At 61.3% G+C, this 22,539-nt stretch carries 20 protein-coding genes; 7 read left to right on the top strand and 13 right to left on the bottom strand.

Going from position 1 to position 22,539, the window contains the following annotated elements:
• The first annotated feature begins 8 nt into the window (after positions 1–8).
• Positions 9–440 carry an acyl-CoA thioesterase gene (locus HX868_RS02465; RefSeq protein ID WP_177001792.1) on the top strand — a complete coding sequence of 144 codons (432 nt, stop codon included), beginning with the start codon at positions 9–11 and terminating at the stop codon, positions 438–440.
• 131 nt (positions 441–571) lie between these two features.
• Here the strand turns inward: HX868_RS02465 and HX868_RS02460 are convergent, their stop codons facing one another.
• From HX868_RS02460 to HX868_RS02445, 4 genes are all read right to left on the bottom strand, one after another.
• A complete protein-coding gene (locus HX868_RS02460; RefSeq protein WP_016979058.1) occupies positions 572–1,051 on the bottom strand; it encodes a glycine zipper domain-containing protein in 480 nt (159 codons plus the stop codon).
• A 202-nt stretch (positions 1,052–1,253) separates the two neighbouring features.
• The gene (locus HX868_RS02455) at positions 1,254–3,602 is read right to left on the bottom strand and encodes an FdhF/YdeP family oxidoreductase (protein WP_028615315.1); all 2,349 of its coding nucleotides are present in this window, start codon (positions 3,600–3,602) and stop codon (positions 1,254–1,256) included.
• The gene (gene fdhD, locus HX868_RS02450) at positions 3,599–4,438 is read right to left on the bottom strand and encodes a formate dehydrogenase accessory sulfurtransferase FdhD (RefSeq protein WP_177001791.1); all 840 of its coding nucleotides are present in this window, start codon (positions 4,436–4,438) and stop codon (positions 3,599–3,601) included. Before fdhD ends, HX868_RS02455 begins: the two co-directional genes overlap by 4 nt.
• A 97-nt stretch (positions 4,439–4,535) precedes the next feature.
• Complete coding sequence (locus tag HX868_RS02445) at positions 4,536–5,423, bottom strand: LysR family transcriptional regulator (RefSeq protein WP_177001790.1); 888 nt, start codon at positions 5,421–5,423, stop codon at positions 4,536–4,538.
• A gap of 132 nt (positions 5,424–5,555) precedes the next feature.
• Between HX868_RS02445 and lysM the strand changes: the two genes are divergently transcribed.
• Complete coding sequence (gene lysM, locus HX868_RS02440; RefSeq protein WP_016979062.1) at positions 5,556–5,996, top strand: peptidoglycan-binding protein LysM; 441 nt, start codon at positions 5,556–5,558, stop codon at positions 5,994–5,996.
• A 116-nt stretch (positions 5,997–6,112) separates the two neighbouring features.
• Here lysM and yrfG read toward each other — a convergent pair whose 3' ends face one another.
• Entirely contained in the window at positions 6,113–6,775 is a 663-nt protein-coding gene (gene yrfG, locus HX868_RS02435; RefSeq protein ID WP_177001789.1) for a GMP/IMP nucleotidase, read from the bottom strand.
• A gap of 87 nt (positions 6,776–6,862) precedes the next feature.
• On the opposite strand from yrfG, the gene nudE reads away from it, so the two are divergent.
• Both nudE and cysQ read left to right on the top strand, forming a co-directional pair.
• Complete coding sequence (gene nudE / locus HX868_RS02430; protein WP_016979064.1) at positions 6,863–7,429, top strand: ADP compounds hydrolase NudE; 567 nt, start codon at positions 6,863–6,865, stop codon at positions 7,427–7,429.
• Positions 7,426–8,262, top strand: coding sequence for a 3'(2'),5'-bisphosphate nucleotidase CysQ (cysQ, locus tag HX868_RS02425; RefSeq protein ID WP_016979065.1), 837 nt, complete (start codon positions 7,426–7,428; stop codon positions 8,260–8,262). The genes nudE and cysQ overlap by 4 nt, the downstream gene beginning before the upstream one ends.
• A gap of 123 nt (positions 8,263–8,385) precedes the next feature.
• Here cysQ and HX868_RS02420 read toward each other — a convergent pair whose 3' ends face one another.
• From HX868_RS02420 to rfbB, 7 genes are read right to left on the bottom strand one after another with little or no spacing between them, the layout of a single operon-like run.
• Positions 8,386–8,841 carry a YiiD C-terminal domain-containing protein gene (locus tag HX868_RS02420; protein WP_177001788.1) on the bottom strand — a complete coding sequence of 152 codons (456 nt, stop codon included), beginning with the start codon at positions 8,839–8,841 and terminating at the stop codon, positions 8,386–8,388.
• A gap of 26 nt (positions 8,842–8,867) precedes the next feature.
• Positions 8,868–10,244 (bottom strand): sigma-54-dependent transcriptional regulator, encoded by a 1,377-nt coding sequence (locus tag HX868_RS02415; RefSeq protein ID WP_033898710.1) that lies wholly within the window; start codon positions 10,242–10,244, stop codon positions 8,868–8,870.
• Positions 10,241–12,049, bottom strand: coding sequence for a sensor histidine kinase (locus HX868_RS02410; protein WP_177001787.1), 1,809 nt, complete (start codon positions 12,047–12,049; stop codon positions 10,241–10,243). The genes HX868_RS02415 and HX868_RS02410 overlap by 4 nt, the downstream gene beginning before the upstream one ends.
• Positions 12,050–12,085: 36 nt before the next feature.
• The gene (gene rfbD, locus HX868_RS02405; protein ID WP_177001786.1) at positions 12,086–12,955 is read right to left on the bottom strand and encodes a dTDP-4-dehydrorhamnose reductase; all 870 of its coding nucleotides are present in this window, start codon (positions 12,953–12,955) and stop codon (positions 12,086–12,088) included.
• Positions 12,952–13,497 (bottom strand): dTDP-4-dehydrorhamnose 3,5-epimerase, encoded by a 546-nt coding sequence (gene rfbC / locus HX868_RS02400; RefSeq protein WP_177001785.1) that lies wholly within the window; start codon positions 13,495–13,497, stop codon positions 12,952–12,954. The genes rfbD and rfbC overlap by 4 nt, the downstream gene beginning before the upstream one ends.
• The gene (gene rfbA, locus HX868_RS02395; protein ID WP_177001784.1) at positions 13,494–14,369 is read right to left on the bottom strand and encodes a glucose-1-phosphate thymidylyltransferase RfbA; all 876 of its coding nucleotides are present in this window, start codon (positions 14,367–14,369) and stop codon (positions 13,494–13,496) included. Before rfbA ends, rfbC begins: the two co-directional genes overlap by 4 nt.
• Positions 14,366–15,448: a dTDP-glucose 4,6-dehydratase gene (rfbB, locus tag HX868_RS02390; RefSeq protein ID WP_177001783.1), complete on the bottom strand. Its 1,083-nt coding sequence runs from the start codon at positions 15,446–15,448 to the stop codon at positions 14,366–14,368. Before rfbB ends, rfbA begins: the two co-directional genes overlap by 4 nt.
• A gap of 141 nt (positions 15,449–15,589) precedes the next feature.
• Between rfbB and HX868_RS02385 the strand changes: the two genes are divergently transcribed.
• The 3 genes from HX868_RS02385 (at position 15,590) to HX868_RS02375 (ending at position 20,172) form a co-directional block, all read left to right on the top strand.
• Positions 15,590–18,490 (top strand): aminotransferase, encoded by a 2,901-nt coding sequence (locus HX868_RS02385; protein ID WP_177001782.1) that lies wholly within the window; start codon positions 15,590–15,592, stop codon positions 18,488–18,490.
• A gap of 122 nt (positions 18,491–18,612) precedes the next feature.
• Positions 18,613–19,719, top strand: a complete 1,107-nt coding sequence (aguA, locus tag HX868_RS02380; RefSeq protein ID WP_122730349.1) for an agmatine deiminase — start codon at positions 18,613–18,615, stop codon at positions 19,717–19,719.
• Between the two features lie 234 nt (positions 19,720–19,953).
• Positions 19,954–20,172 (top strand): hypothetical protein, encoded by a 219-nt coding sequence (locus HX868_RS02375; protein ID WP_177001781.1) that lies wholly within the window; start codon positions 19,954–19,956, stop codon positions 20,170–20,172.
• A gap of 94 nt (positions 20,173–20,266) precedes the next feature.
• On the opposite strand, the gene HX868_RS02370 is transcribed toward HX868_RS02375, so the two are convergent.
• Positions 20,267–22,354 (bottom strand): TonB-dependent receptor, encoded by a 2,088-nt coding sequence (locus tag HX868_RS02370; protein WP_177001780.1) that lies wholly within the window; start codon positions 22,352–22,354, stop codon positions 20,267–20,269.
• Positions 22,355–22,539 lie beyond the last annotated feature (185 nt).

Here is a 22,539-nt window from a genome sequence, read left to right as displayed (position 1 = left end):
ACTTGCCCATGCCTGATTCAGTGCCGCAACGCGCCGATTACCCGCACTTCCAACCGATCATCACGCGCTGGCACGACAATGATGTGTATGGCCATGTGAACAACGTGACCTACTACAGCTTTTTCGACACGGCGGTGAATACCTACCTGATCGAGCAAGGTGGGCTGGATATTCATGACGGTGACGTGGTGGGGTTTGTGGTGAGTTCGGCGTGTGATTATTTTGCGTCGATCGCCTTTCCCGAGCGCATCGAAATCGGCCTGCGGGTTGGCAAGCTGGGCAATAGTTCAGTGCAGTACGAATTGGCGGTGTTCAAGCAGGGCGAAGAAGAGGCCTGTGCGGCGGGGCGGTTTGTGCATGTGTTTGTGGATCGGGGTTCGAACCAGCCGGTGACGATTCCGGGGATGTTGCGCGAGGCGTTGCAGCGCTTGGTGGTTTGATTCGCAACTTTTAAATCACATAGCCCACTGTAGGAGCTGGCTTGCCAGCGATCGCTATAGGTCAGATAAAGATGTCTTGCCTGACACTCTGCTATCGCTGGCAAGCCAGCTCCTACAAGGGATTTCCGCGCTTAACGGTGACGGTAGTGATGCTTGTTCTTGCGATGGCCATAGGCATGCCCGCGGCCACGGTGATCATCGCGGTCATAGCGACGGTTATCACGCCCGCGTGAACGACGATCATCGTCATCGCTCTTGTTGCCCATGTAGTTGCCCAGCGCGCCACCTGCACCGCCGCCGGCCGCTGAGCCGATCAGTGCACCGGTGCTGCCGCCGACACTGCGGCCAACTACGTTGCCGCCGGCCGCGCCCAAGGCGCCACCAATGGCTGCTTCGCCGCGGCTGCGTTTGTCCGCACCCACCGCACTGCCGCCTGCGCCGCCCAGGGCTGCGCCGATGGTCGAGCCGGTGTTGCCGCCGATCGACTGGCCGACAACCGAACCTAGAACCCCGCCCAATGCGCCGCCCACACCGGCTTCGGTGGTGCCACCGGCCATGGCTGCGCCACTGACCAGGCCAAGGGACAACAAGAGAATCGAGGAGAACTTCATCAGGGGAAACCTCAAGGGGATGACGGCGCGATCCTGAGGCTGTATCGGGAGTGTGACAATCGAAATCCGACCGGTGGCAGCAGTTGTATACAACTTGCTAAGTTGCTGTTTTGTATGGGGAACTTAAGTCGTTTTTGTGAGTCTTTAACTACTTCGGAATGGCCGCTTTTATGCAAAAGCGGCCTTTTTTGTGCCCGAAGATTTATGCAGAGCGCGCCATGATCAGCCCATTGTCACTCGCCGCTTCCAAACGGATCGCCACGAACTTCGACGTCGGCGTATGGCTGCCATCCCCTGTGCTTTCCAGCGGCACCAGTGGGTTCACTTCCGGGTAGTAGGCCGCAGCCTGCCCGGCCGGAATATCAAACGCCAGGAGGGTAAAGCCCTTCACCCGGCGCTCGCGGCCGTCTTCCCACAGCGACACGATGTCGGCCTTCTGTCCCGGCTTGAAGCCCAGGCGGATGATGTCGGCCTCGTTGACGAACAGCACGTCACGCTGGCCCTTGACCCCACGGTAGCGGTCGTCCAGGCCATAAATGGTGGTGTTGTACTGATCGTGGGAGCGCATCGATTGCATGATCAGGTCCGGAACCTTGCCCGTCGCGTGGGTGCGCTCGTGGATCAAGTCTTTGGGCAAGATGTTCGGGCGGAAGTTGGCGCGCCCCGACGGGGTGTTCCAGCGGCGTGCACCGGCGGAGTTGCCCAGGTAGAAGCCACCCGGATTCTTGATTTTCTCATTGAAGTCCTTGAAGCCCGGAATGGTATCGGCGATCAGGTCGCGGATGCGCCCGTAATCGGCCACCAGCCAGTTCCAATCCACAGGCTTACTGCCCAGGGTGGCGGCAGCGATACCGGCCAGAATCGCCGGCTCGGATTTCATCAGCTTCGACAGCGGCTGCAACTGGCCGTTCGAGCCGTGGACCATGCTGAACGAGTCTTCCACCGTCACCGCTTGCGGGCCGTCGGCCTGGATGTCGATGTCGGTACGGCCCAGGCACGGCAGGATCAGCGCGTCTTTGCCGTGCATCAGGTGGCTGCGGTTGAGCTTGGTGCTGATCTGCACGGTCAGGTCGCAATTGCGCAGGGCTTCAAAAGTGCGCGGGCTGTCTGGCGTGGCTTGGGCGAAGTTGCCGCCCAGGCCGATAAACACCTTGGAGCGGCCTTCGAGCATGGCGTGAATCGCCTCGACCACGTTGTGGCCGTTGACGCGGGGCACCTGGAACTGGAAGCGACGTTCCAGGGAGTCGAGGAACGCCACAGGCGGACGTTCGTTGATGCCCATGGTGCGGTCGCCCTGCACGTTACTGTGACCGCGCACCGGGCACAGACCGGCGCCCGGGCGGCCGATGTTGCCGCGCAGCAGCATCAGGTTGGCGATTTCCTGGATGGTCGGCACCGAATGGCGGTGCTGGGTGATGCCCATGGCCCAGCACATGATCACGTTCTTGCCTTTGGCGTACATGCGCGCCGCTTGCTCGATCTCCACCAAGGTCAGGCCGGACTGCTCGACGATTTCATCCCAGGAGGTGTCGTCGATCTTGCCCAGGTACTCCAGCACATTGGCGGTGTGTTCGTTGAGGAAGTCGTGGTCGAATACGGCCTCCTTGCCTTCGGCCTGAGCCTGGCGCTCCCACAGCAGCAGGAACTTGGCCATGCCGCGCAGGATGGCCATGTCGCCACCCAGCGCCGGGCGGAAGTAGGCTGTGTTGGTCGGTTTGTCGCCGTTGGTGAGCATTTCCAGCGGGTGTTGCGGATGCTGGAAGCGTTCCAGGCCGCGCTCTTTCAGCGGGTTGATGCACACAACCTGGGCGCCACGTTTGACCGCCTCGCGCAGCGGTTCGAGCATGCGCGGGTGGTTGGTGCCGGGGTTCTGGCCCCAGACGAAAATAGCATCAGCGTGTTCGAAATCGTCAAAGGTCACGGTGCCTTTGCCGACGCCCACGCTTTGCGCCAGGGCAACGCCGCTGGCTTCGTGGCACATGTTGGAACAATCTGGGAAGTTGTTGGTGCCGTAGGCGCGCACGAACAGTTGATACAGGTACGCCGCCTCGTTGCTGGCGCGACCCGAGGTGTAGAACTCGGCCATGTCCGGGCTCGGCAGGGCATTGAGATGTTTACCGACCAGGTCGAAGGCCGCTTCCCAGCTGATGGGCTGGTAGCGGTCGGTTTCGGCGTCATAGCGCATCGGCTCGGTCAGGCGGCCTTGGTATTCCAACCAATAGTCACTTTGCTCCAGCAGGGCAGTCACGCTGTGTTTGGCGAAGAACGCCGCGTCGACGCGGCGTTTGGTGGCTTCCCAGTTCACCGCCTTGGCGCCGTTTTCGCAGAACTTGACCATGCCGCTTTCCGGCGAATCACCCCAGGCGCAACCGGGGCAGTCGAAGCCGCCGTTCTGGTTGGTCTTGAGCATCATGCGCAGGTTCTTCAGCGCGTTGTCACTGGTCAACCAGGCCTGCGCCACGCTGATCAGTGCACCCCAGCCGCCGGCCGGGCCTTTGTAGGGCTTGTAGCGCGGGGTCGGGGTTTGGTCGGCTTGGTGGTGCTGGCTCATGGCTGGTTCTCCATCGCAGGGCTGTAGACCCGCGGCGCACTTTTCTGCGGCAGGTGGATGAGATTGAGGTTATGCCGGCGGGCCCATTGCAGGGCCAGGCCGGTGGGTGACGACAGGCTGACCAAGGTCTGGATGCCCGCGCGCAGGACTTTCTGGATCAGCTCCAGGCTGCAACGGCTGGTAACAATCGCCAGGCCGCCTTCGGTCGGAATCTTTTGGCGGATCAAGGCGCCGATCAACTTATCCAGGGCGTTGTGCCGGCCGATGTCTTCGCGACCGAGCAGCAACTCGCCCTGGCCGTTCATGAACACGGCCGCATGCACGGCGCCGCTGTATTGGCCCAAAGGCTGAAAGGCGCTGATGCGCTGGCGCAGGCCATCCAGCCACTCGGCGGGTGGCAAGGGCGCGCCGGGCAATACCTGGAGGTCTGGGAGGGCCTGTTCAACGGCTTCCACGCCACACAAGCCACAGCCGCTGGTGCCGGCCAACTGGCGGCGCTGCTGCTTGAGGTTCCAGAAGGCGCGGCTGGAGATCTGCACCTGAGCAAATTGGGCTGAGCCCGAACCGCTGAGTTGCAGATCATAGATGTCGCTAACGTCGGCGATAATGCCGCTACCGATGCTGAAACCGACTATAAAGTCTTCCAGGTCCGTCGGCGTCACGAGCATCACCGCTTGGCTGATGTCGTTGTAGGCAATCGCCAACGCCACTTCTTCCGCCAAGGCTGTGCTGGCAGATTCCGTGTGTTCGAGATTGCAATACTGATAGCTCTGGCTGGCGGCGGGCGCTGGCGTTTCGAGAGCGGGCGCCGCGCAGACTGGGCGCTTGGCGTTCATGGGGCAGTACCACCGGCGGATTGATCAGTGTTTAGACTAGGCGCGACAAAGCGTCGCGTCTAATTGCCAGTACTGATCTACCGATAGATGACGTCGATCAAGGCTCGTTTTGCGATTTCTGATACAGCGCGAAACACGCCTCGGCCAGTGCTGAGCGCGGGGCGCTGCGCCGCATGATCAGCCCCAGGCGCGCGAGGGTGTGGGCGTCTTCGATTGGCTGTAGGCGCAGGTGCTCGGTGAGTGCGTCCAGGCCGCCATCCAGCGGCATTACCGCGCAACACAATCCGCCGTGCACGGCTTGTAACAATTGATGGACGGCATCCGTCTGCAGGAGCGGTTGCGGGTTGAGCCCACGGCTGTGGAAGTTATGGTCGATAGACTGGCGAAAGTGCATGCCGCTCGTGAGCATGCCCAACGGCAGTTCGATCAACGCTTCCCAGCTCAACGGCGTGTCACCGAAGCTGAAGAAGCGCTGGTCGTAAAGCAGGCCCATGCGGGTTTCACCCAAGGCCAGCGAGTCGAAGCGCTCATTGTCCAGGCGTTCCAGGTAGGACACGCCCAGGTCCAGCCGGTTACTCGCCAGTTGTTCCAGTATCTGCTCAGAACTGAGGGCCGACAGCTCGAAGCGCAAGTTCGGGTGTTGTTTATGCAGTTGCTGCATCAACGCCAAAGGATCAAAGCTCGACAGCGGCACCACGCCCAGGCGCAACGTACCCACCAGGTTGCCGCGACAGGCTGCCGCTTCGGCCTGTAATCCGTCGTACGCCGCCAGCACCGTGCGTGCCCAGGCCAGCACCCGTTCACCGGGTGCAGTAAAGCCCTCGAAACGCTGGCCACGATTGACCAGAGGCAGGTCCAGCTCTTCTTCAAGGCTGCGCAAACGCATCGACAGGGTCGGTTGGGTGATGTGGCAACGTGCCGCTGCCTGGCCGAAGTGACGGGTTTCGTCGAGGGCGATGAGGAATTTCAACTGTTTGATGTCCATCTTCGCTCCAGGGCTTATTCCAATGGCGGGGGGATTCTAGCGCGTTTGGGTCTTTGGCCGGGCCGGAACCCAAATCCGCAGGACTGGTCTAGTCTTGGGCATCTGGAAATCAAATCCCAAGGAGAGCGCACTATGAGTATTTTTAGCTTTGTAAAGGAAGCGGGCGAGAAGTTGATTGACCTGCTGACTCCGGGTAACGCCAACGCGAGTGAGGACCTGAAAAAACATATTGAGAAAGTCGGCCTGGGCAACCCAGACGTTCACGCCACCGTCGAGGGCGACAAGGTCACGCTTACCGGGACAGTTGCCAGTCAGGAAGAGAAAGAAAAAGTCCTTCTTGCGGCAGGTAATATCGCCGGTGTGGCCAGTGTTGATGACCAGATCACCGTATCCGGCCCGGCTGTGGCTGCCGCCCGTTTCGTCGTGGTGAAAAAGGGCGACACCCTGAGCGCGATCTCCCTGGCGGTGTATGGCAACGCCAACCAGTACAACAAAATCTTCGAGGCCAACAAGCCGCTGTTGTCGCATCCGGACAAGATTTACCCAGGGCAGACACTGCGCATTCCTGAGTAACCCTCAACCCCTGTAGGAGCGAGCTTGCTCGCGAAGAACCTGAGAACGCCGCAGTAAACCGCAGTAGCTGCGTTATCGTTAACGATCTTCGCGGGCAAGCCCGCTCCTACAGAGGGTCACAAGCCCACAATCAAGTCCCGGTAATCCTCTACCGCCGCGAACTCCCCCGTGTCCTTTGGCCCCTTCTGGCTGTCCGGTTCCTTCACCGCCAGCAAATGCCCCACACCAAAGTCCCGGGCGCTACGAAGGATCGGCAGGGTGTCGTCGATAAACAGACTGCGGGCCGGGTCGAAGTGGATATCGGCTCGCAGGGCGTCCCAGAACTGCGGGTTTTCCTTGGCGAAACCGTAATCATGGGAACTGATCAATCGTTCGAAATACGGCGCCAGTTCAATGCGTTCCAACTTCAATGACAACGAATCACGATGAGCGTTAGTGATCAGGATCACACGCTTGCCGGCCTGTTTGATTGCCGCCAGGAAGGTGTCCGCATCTGGGCGCAGGGCGATAAGGTGCGCGGTTTCCAGCTTGAGTTCGCGTACCGGGATCTTCAGTTCGGTACTCCAGAAATCCAGGCAATACCATTGCAACTGTCCGGCGTTACGCTCGAACAGAGGCTGCAACTCCATCTCCGCCATGGCCCGGCTCACCCCGTGCAGTTCGGCGTAGCGTTGAGGCAAGTGCTCCATCCAGAAGTGGTTGTCGAAATGCAGGTCGAGCAGGGTGCCGTCCATGTCCAGCAGGACAGTGTCGATGGCGTGCCAGGGCAAAGAGGGCATGGGGCGGTCTCATGTAAGTAAAAATATCCGACACAGACAATCGGAAAAGCCACGGTATAGTAACCCGATCACGCCAAGGAGCCGCTCATGCGCCAGAAACCCACCGTCCTCGCCCGCGAAATAGTCGCCAGTAGCCGTTTGTTCCGCGTGGAGGAAGTGCAATTGCGCTTTTCCAATGGCGTTGAACGGACCTATGAGCGCCTGGTGGGCCGCGGTGCCGGTTACGGTGCGGTGATGATCGTGGCGATGATCGACGCGGACCATGCGCTGCTGGTGGAAGAATACTGCGGCGGCACCGACGAATATGAATTGTCCTTGCCCAAAGGCTTGATCGAACCCGGCGAAGACGTACTGGCCGCCGCCAACCGCGAGCTCAAGGAAGAGGCTGGCTATGGCGCGCGGCAGTTGGAACACCTCACCGAACTGTCGCTGTCGCCTGGCTACATGAGCCAGAAAATCCAGGTGGTATTGGCCACCGACCTCTATGAAGAACGCCTGGAAGGCGATGAACCTGAGCCGATGCGTGTGGACCGGGTCAACCTGCGTGAGCTGTCGATGCTCGCGCAAAACGAGCAATTCAGCGAAGGCCGCGCCCTGGCCGCGCTGTACCTGGTACGAGACCTGTTGACCCAGCGTGGAGCGTTTACCGCATGAGCGAACTGTTTTTAGGCCACCCGTTTATTGCCCCTGTGATCGAACTGGCTCGTCAGGCCGGTGAAGTGATTTTGCCTTTCTGGCGTGCCGACGTGGCCGTGACCTCCAAAGCCGACGATTCGCCCGTGACGGCAGCGGATCTGGCGGCTCACCATCTGATCCTGGCAGGCCTGACCGCGCTGGACCCCAGCATTCCGGTGTTGTCCGAGGAAGACGCCGACATCGACCAGAGCGTGCGCGCTGGCTGGCAGCGCTGGTGGCTGGTAGACCCATTGGACGGTACCAAGGAATTTATCGCCGGCAGCGAAGAGTTCACCGTGAACATCGCCCTGATCGAACAGGGCCGCGTGGTGTTCGGCGTAGTGTCGATGCCCACCAGCGGCCGTTGTTATTTTGGTGGCGCCGGCCTGGGCGCCTGGCGTTCGGATGTGAATGAGGCACCCAAGCAGATCCAGGTGCGCCAGGCACCGGCAGCGGGCGAATCGTTTACCGTAGTGGCCAGCCGTCGGCATTCCAGCCCCGAGCAGGAGCGTCTGTTGGACGGATTGAGCGAAGGCCTGGGCGCGTTGAAGCTGGCGAATATCGGCAGCTCGTTGAAGTTCTGCCTCCTGGCCGAAGGCAGTGCCGATTGCTACCCGCGTCTGGCGCCGACGTCGCAGTGGGACACCGCCGCAGCCCAGGGCGTGCTGGAAGGGGCGGGGGGCGAGGTGTTGGAGTTGAGCGGTGAACCGTTCAGCTATCCGGCGCGGGCATCGTTGTTGAATCCGTTCTTTCTGGCGTTGCCGGCGAAGGCGGCATGGCGTGAACGGTTGCTGACCCTGGCCCGTTCCTGACTTCTTCTGTAGGAGCGAGCTTGCTCGCGAAAAACCTGAGAGCGCCGCGATCACCAGGATCGCTGCGTTATCGTTGACGATTTTCGCGAGCAAGCTCGCTCCTACAGGGCGGTCCCGTGGCTTTTAGCGGTGCAGGACGTATTGGCCGGTGAAAGCGACTGCGTGCTCCTCACTCCCCTCATTCACAATCCATGTCTCCAGCGTCAACCGCGCGCGGCCATAACGCTTGTAGGTCGCCAGAAACCGCTTCCACACCTTGTCCTCCGGCGCCGCGCACATCGCGGTCGCATCCCGCGTGACCGGCAGCGGATAACTGATCTGCCCTTCCTGAATCACGATATGCCCGTCTTCAATCCCTTCTTCACGCAACTGCAAGTGCAGCCAGCCCCAGCCCGCCAGCACTGCGCCGCAGTACAGGCTGCCGCCGAACATGGTGCTTTTGTGGTTGATGTTGGCTTGCAAGGGCAAATGCAGTTCCAACCGTCCTTGTTTCCAGTCGAGCACCTTAAGGCCCATTTCCCGGGTGAGGGGGATGTCGTGGTGAAGGATGGATTCCAGGTAACGGCTGTCGCGGCTCATGGGGGCCTCTTGGCGGGTGGGGGCGGTCATTCGTCGTCGCTGCTTTGGTTGGCGAAGTTCAGGCCATGCTTGCGCAGCTTGTCGTGCAGGGTCTTGCGCGGTACGCCCAGGGCTTCGGCGAGGCTGCGCATGGAGCTGTGGGGACGGGTCAGTTCGGCGGCGATCAGGCTTTTTTCGAACTGCTCGACCTGTTCGCTCAGACCTCCGGGCGTGGAGGTCAGGACACCGGCCGATGGATTGTCCGGCGTGTTATCCAGTGCCAGCTCCAGGCCCAGCGCGAAACGTTCCGCAGCATTCTGTAGCTCACGCACATTGCCCGGCCAGCTATGGCGCAACAGCAGTGCGCGCTGGCCCGGTTGCAGTTCGTGCAGCGGCAAACCGTGACGGCTGCTGGCTTCATCGGCGAAGTGCTGGAACAGCATCAGTGCATCCTCACCACGCTCACGCAGCGGCGGAATACGCAGCGGCGCGACGTTGAGGCGGTAATACAGGTCGGCACGGAAGCGGCCCTGGTCGGCGGACTGGCGCAGGTCTTCCTTGGTGGCGGCGATGATGCGGATATCCAGCGGGATCAGCTGATTGCCGCCCAGGCGCTCCACCACCCGCTCCTGCAACAGGCGCAACAGCTTGACCTGCACATCCAGGCTCATGCTTTCGATTTCATCCAGGAACAGGGTGCCGCCGTTGGCGAACTCGAACTTGCCGATACGGCGTTTCTGCGCGCCAGTGAAGGCGCCGGGCTCGTGGCCAAACAGTTCGCTTTCGACCACGGACTCGGCCAAGGCGCCTGCGTTGATCGCCACAAATGGCCCGCTGCGGCGGCTCGACAGGTCATGCAGTGCGCGGGCGACCACTTCTTTGCCGGCGCCGGTTTCACCGAGGATCAGCACATCGGCCTTGGTCGCGGCCAGGGCGCCGATCTGCTCGCGCAGGCGCAGCATTTGCGGCGAGTGGCCGACCAGGCGCGTGCTCAGTTGCTGCCGGTCGCTGAGGGCCAGGCGCAGGCTGCGGTTGTCCAGCACCAGCCGGCGCAGGGCCAGGGCGCGGCGCACGCTGTCGAGCAGGGCGTCGCTGGCGAACGGTTTTTCCAGGAAGTCATAGGCCCCGGCGCGCATGGCTTGCACTGCCAGTGGTACGTCGCCGTGGCCGGTGATCAGCAGCACCGGCAGGTCTGGGTCCTGGCCATGCAGTTCGGCGAGCAGTTCCAGGCCGTCCATGCCGGGCATGCGGATGTCGCTGACCACCACGCCCGGCCAGTCCCGCGACAGGCGCGCGGTAAGGCCGGTGGCTTCGCCCAGGGTCAGGACTTTCAGCCCGGCCAGGTCCAGGGTCTGGCACAGGGCCTGACGCAGGTGTGGATCGTCGTCGATCAACACCACCTGAATCTGGTTATCGATACTCATACACTGCGGTCCTCGGACGGTTGCAGACTGACGCCCGGCGCACCGGCACGCAATTTCAAGGTTAACAGCGCGCCGCCTTCCTTGTGGTTGGCGAACAGCAGTTCGCCGCCAAAGGCACGCATCAGGGTGTCACAGATCGCCAGCCCCAAGCCAAGGCCCTGGGTGCGGGTCTTGGTGGTGTAGAACGGCTCGCTGGCGCGGCCCAGGGCTTCCATGCAAAAGCCCGGGCCGTTGTCGCGAATGTACAGGTTGACGCCCTGTTCGGTGGTTTCGGCACTCAGCCACAGTTTGCGCGGCGGGCCTTTTTCGGTGAGCGCGTCGAGGGCGTTGGCGAGCAGGTTGCCCAGCACCTGGCGCAGGCGGGTTTCACCGGCCTGTACCCACAGGGTCGCTTCGGGCAAATCGCGAATCAGCTCCACCTCCATCGACCGCCGCCGCTTGGCGAGCAACGCCAGTGCATCGTCCAGCGCCGGTTGCAGGGCCACGCTCTCCGGCGCATGGCGATCGCGGCGGGCGAAGGCGCGCAGGTGGGCGATGATCGAGGCCATGCGCCCGGTCAGCTCGCTGATCAGTTTGAGATTGCCCCGTGCATCGGTGGTGCGCTCATGGTCGAGCAGGATTTCGGCGTTCTCTGCATAGCTGCGAATCGCCGCCAGGGGCTGGTTGAGTTCATGACTGATGCTCGCCGACATGGTGCCCAGCGCCGACAGTTTGCCCGCCTGTACCAGGTCATCCTGGGCGCGCACCAGCTCCTGCTGGGCGTGTTCGCGCTCCAGCACTTCCTGTTTCAGGCGCCGGTTGAGACCTTCCAGATCGCTGGTCCGTTCGACTACCCGCGCTTCCAGTTCGCGACGGGCCTTGGCTTCGAACGCAATGCGTTCCAGGTAATGGCGGCGACGTTGCATCATCAGGCCGAGCAGCAACATCAACACCAACAGCGTGGCGCCGCCGACTGCAACCACCGTGCGCACGGGGCGGTTGATCAGTGAGCGCGGCGCGAGGATCTCCACGTTCCAACCGGTTTCGGCGATGGCCGTGGATTGGCGCAGCCAGGCGGTGTTGCTCAGGCTCAGCGGCTGCGGGTCGCGAGTCGGGTAGGGCTGGATGGCGATGATGGCCTGGCGCTCTTCAGCGGTCAGTGGCCGGGTGGCGCGGAATCGCCATTGCGGGCGCGAGGTCAGGATCACCACGCCATTGTGGTCGGTGACCAGCAATTGTTCCGGCGTATTGCCCCACAGGCTTTCGGTGTGGTCCAGGTCGACCTTGACCACCAGCACGCCGATGATCGTATCGCCATCGCGCACGGCGGCGGCAAAGAAGTAACCACGTTTGGCCGAGGTGGTGCCCAACCCGAAAAACCGCCCCAGGCGCCCGTCCATGGCTTCGCTGAAATAAGGTCGAAACGAGAAGTTGCGCCCGACGAAGCTGTCTTGTTTGTCCCAGTTGGACGCGGCCAGGGTCTTGCCGGTGGTGTCCATCAGGTACATCACCTCCACCCCGGCCTGGGCGGCGACGTCCTTGAGCAGCAGGTTGGCGTTGACCAGGTTGGTGCTGATTTGAGGCGCGTCCAGCGCGGTGCGCAAGGCGGGCAAGTCGCCGAGGATCTGCGGCAACACCTCATAGCGATGCAGGGTGCCCAGCAGGTTGGCCACGTACAGGTCGAGGGTCTGGCGGTTCTGGCCGGCCAGTTCGCTGCGGTAATAACGCTCGGCCAGGTGCTCCAGCGGCCACAGCAGCGGCGCCAGGCACAACGCCAATAAGGCGAGGCTGCGCCAGCGGGGTCTACGCGGGAGAGTTGGAGTCATGGGAGTCGTGCGCCTGTGGGTACAGGCGCATTATGCCTAGTGCTGCTGTGCAAGACACTCGCGCAATGCGTCTTGCCAGTGTGGCTGGCTGACGTGCCATTGCTGCAGCAGGCGGCTGCAGTCCAGGCGCGAGTTCAGCGGGCGCTGGGCGGGTGTCGGATAAGCGCTGGAAGGGATGGGCTCCAGTTCGGCGCAGGCCTTGCCCTGTTCGCGCAGGTGCTCGCCAATGGCCTCGGCAAAACCGAACCATGAGGTTTGGCCTCCGGCGGTCAGGTGATAGATGCCCCACTCCCCCGGTTCACCTGCTTGCCAGCGTTCGATCAATGCGCGTGTACTGTTGGCAATGCTGCCGGCCCAGGTCGGCGCGCCGATCTGGTCGGCGACGATGCGCATCTGCGGCTTCTCTTGCAGCAGACGCTGCATGGTCAGCAGGAAGTTCTTGCCGTGGTTGGAGTACACCCAACTGGTGCGCAGAATGAGATGTTCGCCACCGACCGCCGTAATCGCCTGCTCGCCCGCCAGTTTGCTTTGGCCGTAGACGCCCAGTGGGTTCGGCGTGTCGGTTTCGATGTAGGGCGCAGGTTTGCTGCCGTCGAACACGTAGTCGGTGGAATAGTGGATCAGCGGGATGCCCAGCGCCTTGGTTTCCTCAGCGAGAATGCCCGGGGCGATGGCGTTGATGGCAAAAGCTGCATCCGGTTCGCTTTCGGCCAGATCGACGGCAGTATGGGCTGCTGCGTTGATGATCAAGCCTGGGCGATGGGCTCGCACTTGCTGGCGGATCTGGTCTGCGTCAGCCAGGTCAAGCTGGTCGCGGCCCAGGACGATGAGCTCGCCCAGGCCTTGAAGCCGCAGTTGCAGTTCGCGGGAGACTTGGCCATGTCGGCCGGTGATCAATATCTTCATGGGAACACGTCAGCTTCCAGCAAGGGTTTACCTGCCTGGTCCTTGGCGGACAACTGTGGCGTCTCGCTCAGCTCCCAGTCGATGGCCAGTGTCGGGTCATTCCACAGGATGCTGCGTTCGGCGCTGGGCTGATAGTAGTCCGTGGTTTTGTACAGGAATTCGGCGTGCTCGCTCAGTACCACGAAGCCATGGGCGAAGCCTTCCGGCACCCAGAGTTGGCGGTGATTCTGGGCCGACAAGCGTACACCCACCCACTGGCCGAAATTCGGCGAGCTTCGGCGGATATCGACGGCTACGTCCAGCACTTCACCGGCGGTGACGCGCACCAATTTGCCCTGGGTGTGTTCGAGTTGGTAATGCAGGCCGCGCAGCACGCCTTTTTGCGAGCGCGAGTGGTTGTCCTGCACAAACTGGCGCTTGAGCCCGGTGGCCCCTTCAAAGGCGCGGGCGTTGAAGCTTTCGTAGAAAAAACCGCGCTCGTCACCGAACACTTTGGGTTCGATGATCAGTACGCCGGGCAGTGAGGTTTCAATGACGTTCACTGGTTGTCTCCAGCCAGTGAGTAGAGGTATTGGCCGTAACCGGTCTTGCCGAAGTACTTGGCGCGTTCCAGCAGGTGGTCGCGGTCGATCCAGCCGTTGCTGTAGGCGATTTCTTCAAGGCATGCCACTTTCAGCCCTTGGCGGCGTTCGATAGTTTGCACGTATTGCGAGGCGTCCAACAAGCTGTCGTGGGTGCCGGTATCCAACCAGGCGAAGCCGCGGCCGAAGCGTTCCACGTGCAGGTCGCCCCGGTGCAAGTAGGCATTGTTGACGTCGGTGATCTCCAGCTCACCACGGGCGGAGGGCTTGACCGCCTTGGCGATGCTGATCACGTCGTTGTCATAGAAATACAGGCCTGTCACGGCATAGCTTGATTTAGGCACCGCCGGCTTTTCTTCAATGGACAGCGCGCGCCCTTCGCTGTCGAAGTCGATCACACCAAAGCGTTCCGGGTCTTTGACCCAGTAGCCAAACACCGTGGCGCCTTTGCCGCGCTTCACCGCTGCATGCAACTGCGCGCTGAAGCTCTGGCCGTGGAAGATGTTATCGCCGAGGATCAGGCATACAGGGTCTTTGCCAATGAACGCCTCGCCAATCAGGAAGGCCTGCGCCAGGCCATCTGGCGTGGGCTGCTCGGCGTAGCTGAACGTTACGCCGAACTGGCTGCCGTCGCCCAGCAAGTTGCGGTATTGCGGCAGGTCCGCCGGAGTGGAAATCACCAGGATTTCCTTGATACCCGCCAACATCAGCACCGAAATCGGGTAATAGATCATCGGTTTGTCATACACCGGCAATAGTTGCTTGGACACGCCCAGGGTAATGGGGTGAAGACGGGTGCCGGAGCCGCCGGCCAATACGATTCCCTTCATCATGCGATCAGATCCCTCATGTCGGTATTGCCCAGTCGTTGGCCTTGATAACTACCGTCCTGGACCCTGCGGCACCACTCCAGGTTATCGAGGTACCACTGCACGGTCTTGCGCAGTCCGGTTTCAAAGGTTTCCTGCGGCGCCCAGCCCAGCTCTCGTTCTATCTTGCTGGCGTCGATTGCATAGCGCAGATCATGGCCGGGGCGGTCTTTGACGAACGTGATCAAGTCGGCGTATTGCTTCACACCTGCTGGATGCCGTGGCGCCAGTTCTTCCAGCAAGGCGCAGATCTGTCGCACGACGTCGATATTCTTTTGTTCGTTGTGCCCGCCGATGTTGTAGGTTTCGCCCACTACGCCGTCGGTCACCACCTTGAGCAATGCTCGGGCATGGTCTTCGACGAACAGCCAGTCGCGCACCTGCAAGCCATCACCGTAGACTGGCAATGGCTTGCCCGCGAGGGCATTGAGAATGACCAGCGGGATAAGTTTTTCGGGGAAGTGGAACGGCCCGTAGTTGTTCGAACAGTTGGTCAGCAGTACCGGCAAGCCATAGGTGCGCTGCCAGGCGCGGACCAGGTGATCGGAAGCAGCTTTACTCGCGGAGTAGGGCGAGCTGGGGGCATAGGGCGTGGTTTCGGTGAACAGGTCGTCCACACCATGCAGGTCGCCGTACACCTCATCCGTAGAAATATGGTGAAACCGGAAGGCCTTTTTTTCCGGACCGGCGAGGGTTTGCCAATAGCCCCGCGTGGCTTCCAACAGACTGTAGGTGCCGACGATATTGGTCTGGATAAAGTCCGACGGCCCATCAATCGAACGGTCGACATGGGACTCGGCGGCCAGGTGCATGACCGCCTGGGGCTCAAAGCGCGTCAGTACCGCGCTGACGGTGGTCTGGTCGTTGATATCGGCCTGGACGAATTCGTAACGGCTGTTGGACGCGATACGGGTCAATGATTCCAGGTTGCCGGCGTAGGTGAGTTTGTCCAGGTTGAGCACTTCGTGCTCGGTGTGCTGAATCAAGTGGCGTACCAAAGCAGAACCGATAAAACCGGCGCCACCGGTAATGAGAATGCGCATGTCGGGGGCCCTTTTCCTTAAACGGACGATTAGCGAGCATAGCCTGTGTTGGGGCGCCCGGCAGGTCGGCATGCCTCAGGGGTTGCCTAACCCCCCTGAACAATGGCGATATACACGCCTAAAAAAGCCGAGGCCAACCCCATGCCGCTCGCCACCCTGATCCATCGCGCCGGTCTACCCTGCCCGCAAGTGAGCCCCGACCAGGCGGCTCAACTGCTTGAGCAGCATTACGGCCTAACTGGCACCTTGCAATCGTTGGGCAGCCAGCAAGACCTCAACTACAAAGTCGACAGCCTCCGTGGCCGGTTTGTTCTGAAAATCTGCCGGGGCGACTACGACGCTGTTGAGCTGCACGCCCAGCATGCGGCGCTCAATAACCTGCAGGCTGTGCGTGTTCCCAAGGTCATCAAGTCTTCGACGGGGGAAGAGTTGTTGACCCTGACCCTCGACGGTCAAGCCCTGCACGTGCGGGTACTGGATTACATCGATGGCCAGCCGTTGACCCATCAGCCTCACTTGGGGCGTGGGGTGATCGCAAGGTTTGGTGACCTGTGTGGGCGCATGAGCCAGGCGCTGGCGCGGTTTGAGCATCCGGGTCTTGCGCGCACGCTGCAGTGGGACCCGCGCCATGCCCAGGCATTGATCAAGCATCTGCTGGCGACGCTGGAAAACCTTCCGCACCGCGCCGTACTGGAGCAAGTGGCTGAGCAGGTCGAGGAGCGTATCCGCCCCCTGGCCGATCACTTGCCGTGGCAGGCGGTGCATATGGACATCACCGACGACAACGTGGTGTGGCAGCGCGATGCGCAACGGCACTGGCAGGTTCAGGGCGTGATCGACTTTGGCGACCTGGTGCATACCTGGCGCATTGCCGACCTGTCGGTGACCTGCGCCGCGCTGCTGCACCATGCCGAGGGCGATCCCTTTGCGATCTTGCCGGCGATTCAAGCGTGTCACGCGGTGACGCCGTTGCAGCACGAAGAATTGCGGGCGCTGTGGCCGTTGATCGTCGCCCGTGCGGCGGTGCTGGTGTTGAGCAGCGAGCAGCAGCAACGCCTGGATCCGGATAACAGTTACCTGCTGAAAAACGCTGAACATGAGGGGGAAATCTTCCATGTAGCGACGTCAGTGCCGTTTGAATTAATGGAGGCGGCCATTCTGGGGTGCGTCGGGCAGGCGCCCGCACCCATCGCCAGCCAGGGCTTTGCGCCGTTGGTGCCAGGGTTGGTTGGGCGTGAGTTTGCGTTGATCGACCTGGGCGTGCTCAGCCCGCATTTCGAGGCCGGTAACTGGGAACAACCCGGCGTCGATCAACGCTTGTTGCAGGAGGCGGCGGCGGTGCATGGCCTGGCGGCGAGTCGTTATGGGCAATACCGTTTGTCGCGTACCGAGCCCGACAGCGCGAATGAGCCAGAGACGTTCCCGTTGCATGTCGAACTGCAGGTGCCGTTGGGCACATCCGTTGAAGCACCGTTTGCAGGCCTTGTGCGACGGGGCGTCAACGGTGAGCTTCAAGTGCACAGCCGTGAGGCAAGCGTGCGGCTATGGGGCGTTAAAGCACAGTTGCAGCCAGGTGCTGCGGTGATCAAGGGGCAGGTCATCGGTGAGGTCGAAGGCCCGCTCACCGTGCAACTGTGCCGTGCTGACGTACCCGCACCGTTGTTCTGCACGCCGTCACGGGCACAGGCATGGCAGTCGCTGTGTCCGTCGCCGGCCGCGCTGTTGGGCCTGGCCTGCGATGCCGAGCCCGAGTTGGACCCCGAGGCCCTGCTGGCCCGCCGCGATGCCAGTTTCGCCCGTTCGCAAAAGCACTATTACGCCGACCCGCCGCGTATCGAGCGCGGCTGGCGCAACCACCTGATCGACATGCAGGGCCGTTCCTACCTGGATATGCTCAATAACGTCGCTGTGCTGGGCCATGGCCATCCGCGCATGGCGACGGTGGCCGCGCGGCAGTGGTCGTTGCTCAATACCAACTCGCGCTTCCACTACGCGGCGATTGCCGAATTTTCCGAACGTTTGCTGTCGCTGGCGCCTGAAGGCATGGACCGGGTATTCCTGGTCAACAGCGGCACCGAGGCCAATGACTTGGCGATCCGCCTGGCCTGGGCCTTCAGCGGCGGGCGCGACATGCTCAGCGTGCTGGAGGCCTACCACGGCTGGTCGGTGGCGGCGGATGCAGTGTCCACGTCGATTGCCGATAACCCTCAGGCATTAAGCAGTCGCCCGGACTGGGTACACCCGGTGACCGCGCCCAATACCTATCGCGGCGAGTTCCGTGGGCAGGACAGTGCGCCGGACTACGTACGAAGCGTGGAACACAACCTGGCGAAAATCGCCGCGAGCCAACGCCAACTGGCGGGTTTCATCTGCGAGCCGGTGTATGGGAATGCCGGTGGCATCTCGTTGCCGCCGGGCTATTTGCAGCAGGTGTATGGACTCGTCCGTGCCCAGGGCGGCGTGTGTATCGCCGATGAAGTGCAGGTGGGTTATGGCCGCATGGGGCATTTTTTCTGGGGCTTTGAAGAGCAGGGCGTGGTGCCCGACATCATCACCATGGCCAAGGGCATGGGCAATGGCCAGCCGCTGGGCGCGGTGATTACCCGCCGGGAAATTGCCGAAGCGCTGGAGGCCGAGGGTTACTTTTTCTCGTCGTCGGGAGGCAGTCCGGTCAGTTGCCGCATTGGCATGGCCGTGCTGGACGTGATGGAGGAGGAAAAACTGTGGGAAAACGCCCAGGTGGTTGGCGGGCATTTCAAGGCAAGATTGGAGGAACTGATCGATCGTCATCCGTTAGTGGGGGCTGTTCATGGCTCCGGCTTTTATCTCGGGCTGGAGTTGGTGCGTGACCGACAGACCCTGGAACCGGCAACTGAAGAAACCACCTTGCTGTGTGATCGCCTGCGCGAACTGGGGATTTTCATGCAGCCCACTGGTGATTATTTGAACATCCTCAAGATCAAGCCGCCGATGGTCACGTCCCGGCGCAGCGTGGATTTTTTCGTCGACATGCTGTCGAAGGTGCTCGATGAGCATTTGTAATTTGTCGATTGTTATCGGCTAATTATTGTAATATTTTCCAGTTATTAACTTATGTCGCCATTAAAGCCGATTTTTATCCATTATGAAGTCGGCCCTCACCCCCATTCGGAGTCCTGATCGCCATGACCACCTTGCACAGCACCCCCCGCGCCGATGGCTTTCATATGCCTGCCGAATGGGCGCCACAGACCCAGACCTGGATGATCTGGCCGGAGCGCCCGGATAACTGGCGCCTGGGTGGCAAACCCGCGCAAGCCGCTCATGTGGCGGTGGCCAAGGCCATTGCACGGTTTGAGCCGGTGACCGTGGCGGTTTCCGCTGGCCAGTACGAAAACGCTCGCGCGCGCCTGGATGTGCCAAATATCCGCGTGGTGGAGATGTCCAGCGATGACGCCTGGGTACGTGATACCGGCCCGACCTTCGTGATCAACAACAGCGGCGAAGTGCGCGGCGTGAACTGGGACTTCAACGCCTGGGGCGGTTTTGACGGCGGTCTGTATTCGCCATGGAATCGCGACTCCCAGGTCGGCGGCAAGATTCTTGAAATCGAACGCGCCTCGCGCTATCGCACCGAAGGTTTTGTGCTGGAAGGCGGCTCGATCCATGTCGACGGCGAAGGCACCCTGATCACCACCGAAGAATGCCTGCTCAACCGCAATCGCAACCCGCACCTCGACCGTGCCGAGATCGAAGCGGTGCTGAGCGCCAACCTGGCTGTGGATAAGATCATCTGGCTGCCGGATGGCCTGTTCAACGACGAAACCGACGGCCATGTGGATAACTTCTGTTGCTACGTGCGCCCAGGCGAAGTGCTGCTGGCCTGGACCGACGACCCGCAAGATCCGAACTATGCGCGCTGCCACGCCGCCATGGAGGTGCTGCAAAGCAGCACCGACGCCCAGGGTCGCTCGTTCACCGTGCATAAAATGCCGATCCCTGGCCCGCTGTATGCGACCGAAGAAGAATGCGCCGGCGTCGACCCGGTTGATGGCACCCAGGAACGTAATCCGACCGTGCGGTTGGCGGGTTCCTACGTCAACTTCCTGATCGTCAACGGTGGCATCATCGCGCCAAGCTTCGACGACCCGCTGGACAGCCAGGCCAAATCCATCCTGCAGGAGCTGTTCCCGCAACATGAAGTGGTGATGGTGCCAGGCCGCGAACTGTTACTGGGCGGCGGCAACATCCACTGCCTGACCCAACAACAGCCGGCCCCGCACAAAAATTGAGTGCAGTTGTAACAGCGCTATGAGGACGAACCGGCGTTGATCGGTTCGGTCCTCCACAACAAGCCCGCGACCCAGACAGGTCGCGGGCTTTTTTGTGTCAAAACGCCTATGAGCACGAGACATTGGCATAGCTCTTGTATCGCCGTTGTCACAGTGGCCCAAGGCGTTGACTGCACAGTTCTGTCATAAACCTTGAGTAAGTTAGCCGCTCACGCAGTAGGAGAGAGCGCTGAAATGAACGCCGATATCAACCTGATGTACACGCGCACGTTCCACCCCTTGCGGGTCAACGGTGACGCGATCCATGCGCTGGCGCTCTGGTTGAAGGAAAACGGCTCGCGACAGATCAGGCAACAGCCCGATTTGCGCAGCGTGATGAGTGAACGTTACCCGGCGGGGTTGTTCAGTGAGGATGAAGTGCACGCGTTGTGCGAGTTGATGGCGCCCATGTAGGAGCCGGCTTGCCGGCGATGGCGTCGGTGAAATCAGCGCAAGACTTCAGGCCGCAATCGCCGGCAAGCCGGCTCCTACAAGTGGCGGTGGAGATTTAGAAACTGTAAGTGCCGGTGACGACGAGGCTACGCGGTTCCCCTGGCTGAATCTGCGCCACACTGGTCGCCGAGGCGTAGTAGGTTTTATCCGCGATATTGTTCAGCGCCGCCCTCACGTCCCATTCCTTCTGACGGAACCCCGCCAGCGCATCCCAACGACCATAACCCGGCAACACCACGGTGTTGAGGCTGTCGGCATAACGGTCGCCCACCAGCGTCAGGCCGGTTTCTGCGTACCAGCCCATCTCCGGTTTCCAAGTGATGAACAGGCTGGCATTGCGCTTGGCCACATCACTGACGCGCTTGCCTTCAAAGCCGTTGTTGTCCTTTTCGACCTTGGCATCCTGCAGGCCAACGCCGCCGCGCACGTACCAGTTGCCGACGATCTTGCCGGTGGCGGTCAGCTCCACGCCACGTGAACGCTGCAAGCCGCTGAGCAGGGTAATGGTACGGTCCAGTGGGTCGCTGGTGCGGCGGTTGTAGAGTTCCAGTTCGTACACCGCCAGGGTGGTGCTCAGGCGGTCGTCGAGCCAGTCGCTCTTGACCCCGATTTCCTTCTGCTTGGTCAGCTCTGGGCTCAGGTCGTTGACGCTGCCGGCGGCGTTCGGGGTGATACCGATCAAGCCGCCGCCCGCAGGCGAAAACGTCTTGCTCCACGACGCGTAGAACGAGTGGTGTTCCAGCGGCGTCCAGACCAGGCCGAAGCGGGGGCTGGTGCTGTGGCTTTTGACAGCCTGCTGGGTATTGAGCAGTTTGTTTTTGGTGTCCACTTCAAAGCGGTCATAACGCAGGCCGGCCAGGACTTGCCACTGATCGTTCAGGCGCAGTTGGTCCTGCACGTAAAGGGCACGGCTTTCGACTTCGGTGTGGTTGTTGCTTGATACGCTCATGCGCCCAGTGTGGCTGAGGTTGCGATTGGGCTGGTTGAGGTCCAGGCTCGGCACGGCCTGGCCGCCTCGGTTGACGGCAGTGGCGGTGTACAGCTTCGGGTCGCGGCGCTGGCTGCCCAGTTCGAGGCCGGTCAGCAGGCGGTGTTCCAGGCCGTAGGTGCTGAAGCCACCTTCCAGCTCGACGTTGTTGAAGATATTGAGGGTGTTCAGGTCTTGCTGCCAGCGTTGGCGTGTGACGCTGTGGGTCGCCGGCACGTAGGCGGTTTGGTAGGTATTGTCGAAATCACTGTCGAGCTTGAACACACCGAGCGTCTGGCGCAGTTGCCAGTTGTCGTTGAGTTCATAGGCCAGCTTGGAGCGCAGCGACTGGGATTTGTCGTCGATGTAGTCGCGGTTATCAAAATAAGTGGTGCTGCGGCTCACATCGGCTGGTCGGCCGTTAACCCCCGGAATGCCACGGTCGGGCGTGCGGTTGTAGCGGCTGTATTCGTATTGCACCAGCCAGTTCAGGTCCGGCGTGAGTTGCCAGCTCATGGACGGTGCGAACAGTTGGCGATTGCCGCTGACGCCGTCGCGGAAGCTGTTGTTGTCCTGGTTGCCCATGTTCAGGCGCAGGCTGATGTTATCGGTGGGGTCGGTGCTGAGGTCGGCATACAAGCTGCGCAGATCATTGCTGCCGCCCTGCGCCTCGATACTCGATTTATGCCCGGCCACAGGCAGTTTGCTCACGCGGTTGACGATCCCTCCCTGACCGCCTCGCCCGTAGAGTACAGCTGCCGGCCCCTTGAGCACTTCGATGCGCTCGATGTTGTGCAGGTCGCGCACGTATTGGCTGTCGTCGCGAATGCCATCCAGATAGAAGTCATTGCTCGCGTCGAAACCGCGGATGCGCAAGCTGTCGAAGCGAGTGTCGGCGCCGCTGCTGACGTTAGGGATGCCGCTCAATGCCTGGCCCAGGTCATTGGTGCCGTAGGAGCGCAGGCTTTCGGTTTTCACCGAGTCGATCGCCTGGGGCACATACCGCACAGGTGTGGCGGTGCGGGTGGCGGTGCTGGTTTCCTTGATGCGCGGGTCGTCTTCGTCAGCTTCGGCGCTGATCGACGTTTCGGGCAAGGTCGTGGCCGCACAGGCAAAACCGGCAGACAGCAGAACAGAAAGCCCTAGGGTGATGGGCGTTAGGCGAGGGGCAGGCATGGAGGAATGTATCCGAATTGTTAGGGAGGAAAATTGCGCGTTAATGGTAATGCTTTGCATTTGCGCGCGTTATCCATTACCAAACGTATCGGCTTTGAAATGTGTTACGAGATGTGTTTTTTGCCGTTTTGAATGCGGTTTTTTGTCGCTAACAGAACCGCTGTAGGCGCTTCCTTAGAATTATT

This window comes from Pseudomonas reactans (assembly GCF_013385825.1).
Taxonomy (GTDB): domain Bacteria; phylum Pseudomonadota; class Gammaproteobacteria; order Pseudomonadales; family Pseudomonadaceae; genus Aquipseudomonas; species Aquipseudomonas reactans.
The sequence above is the reverse complement of the archived record's forward strand: the minus strand, read 5'-3'. Positions and strand labels throughout refer to the sequence as shown.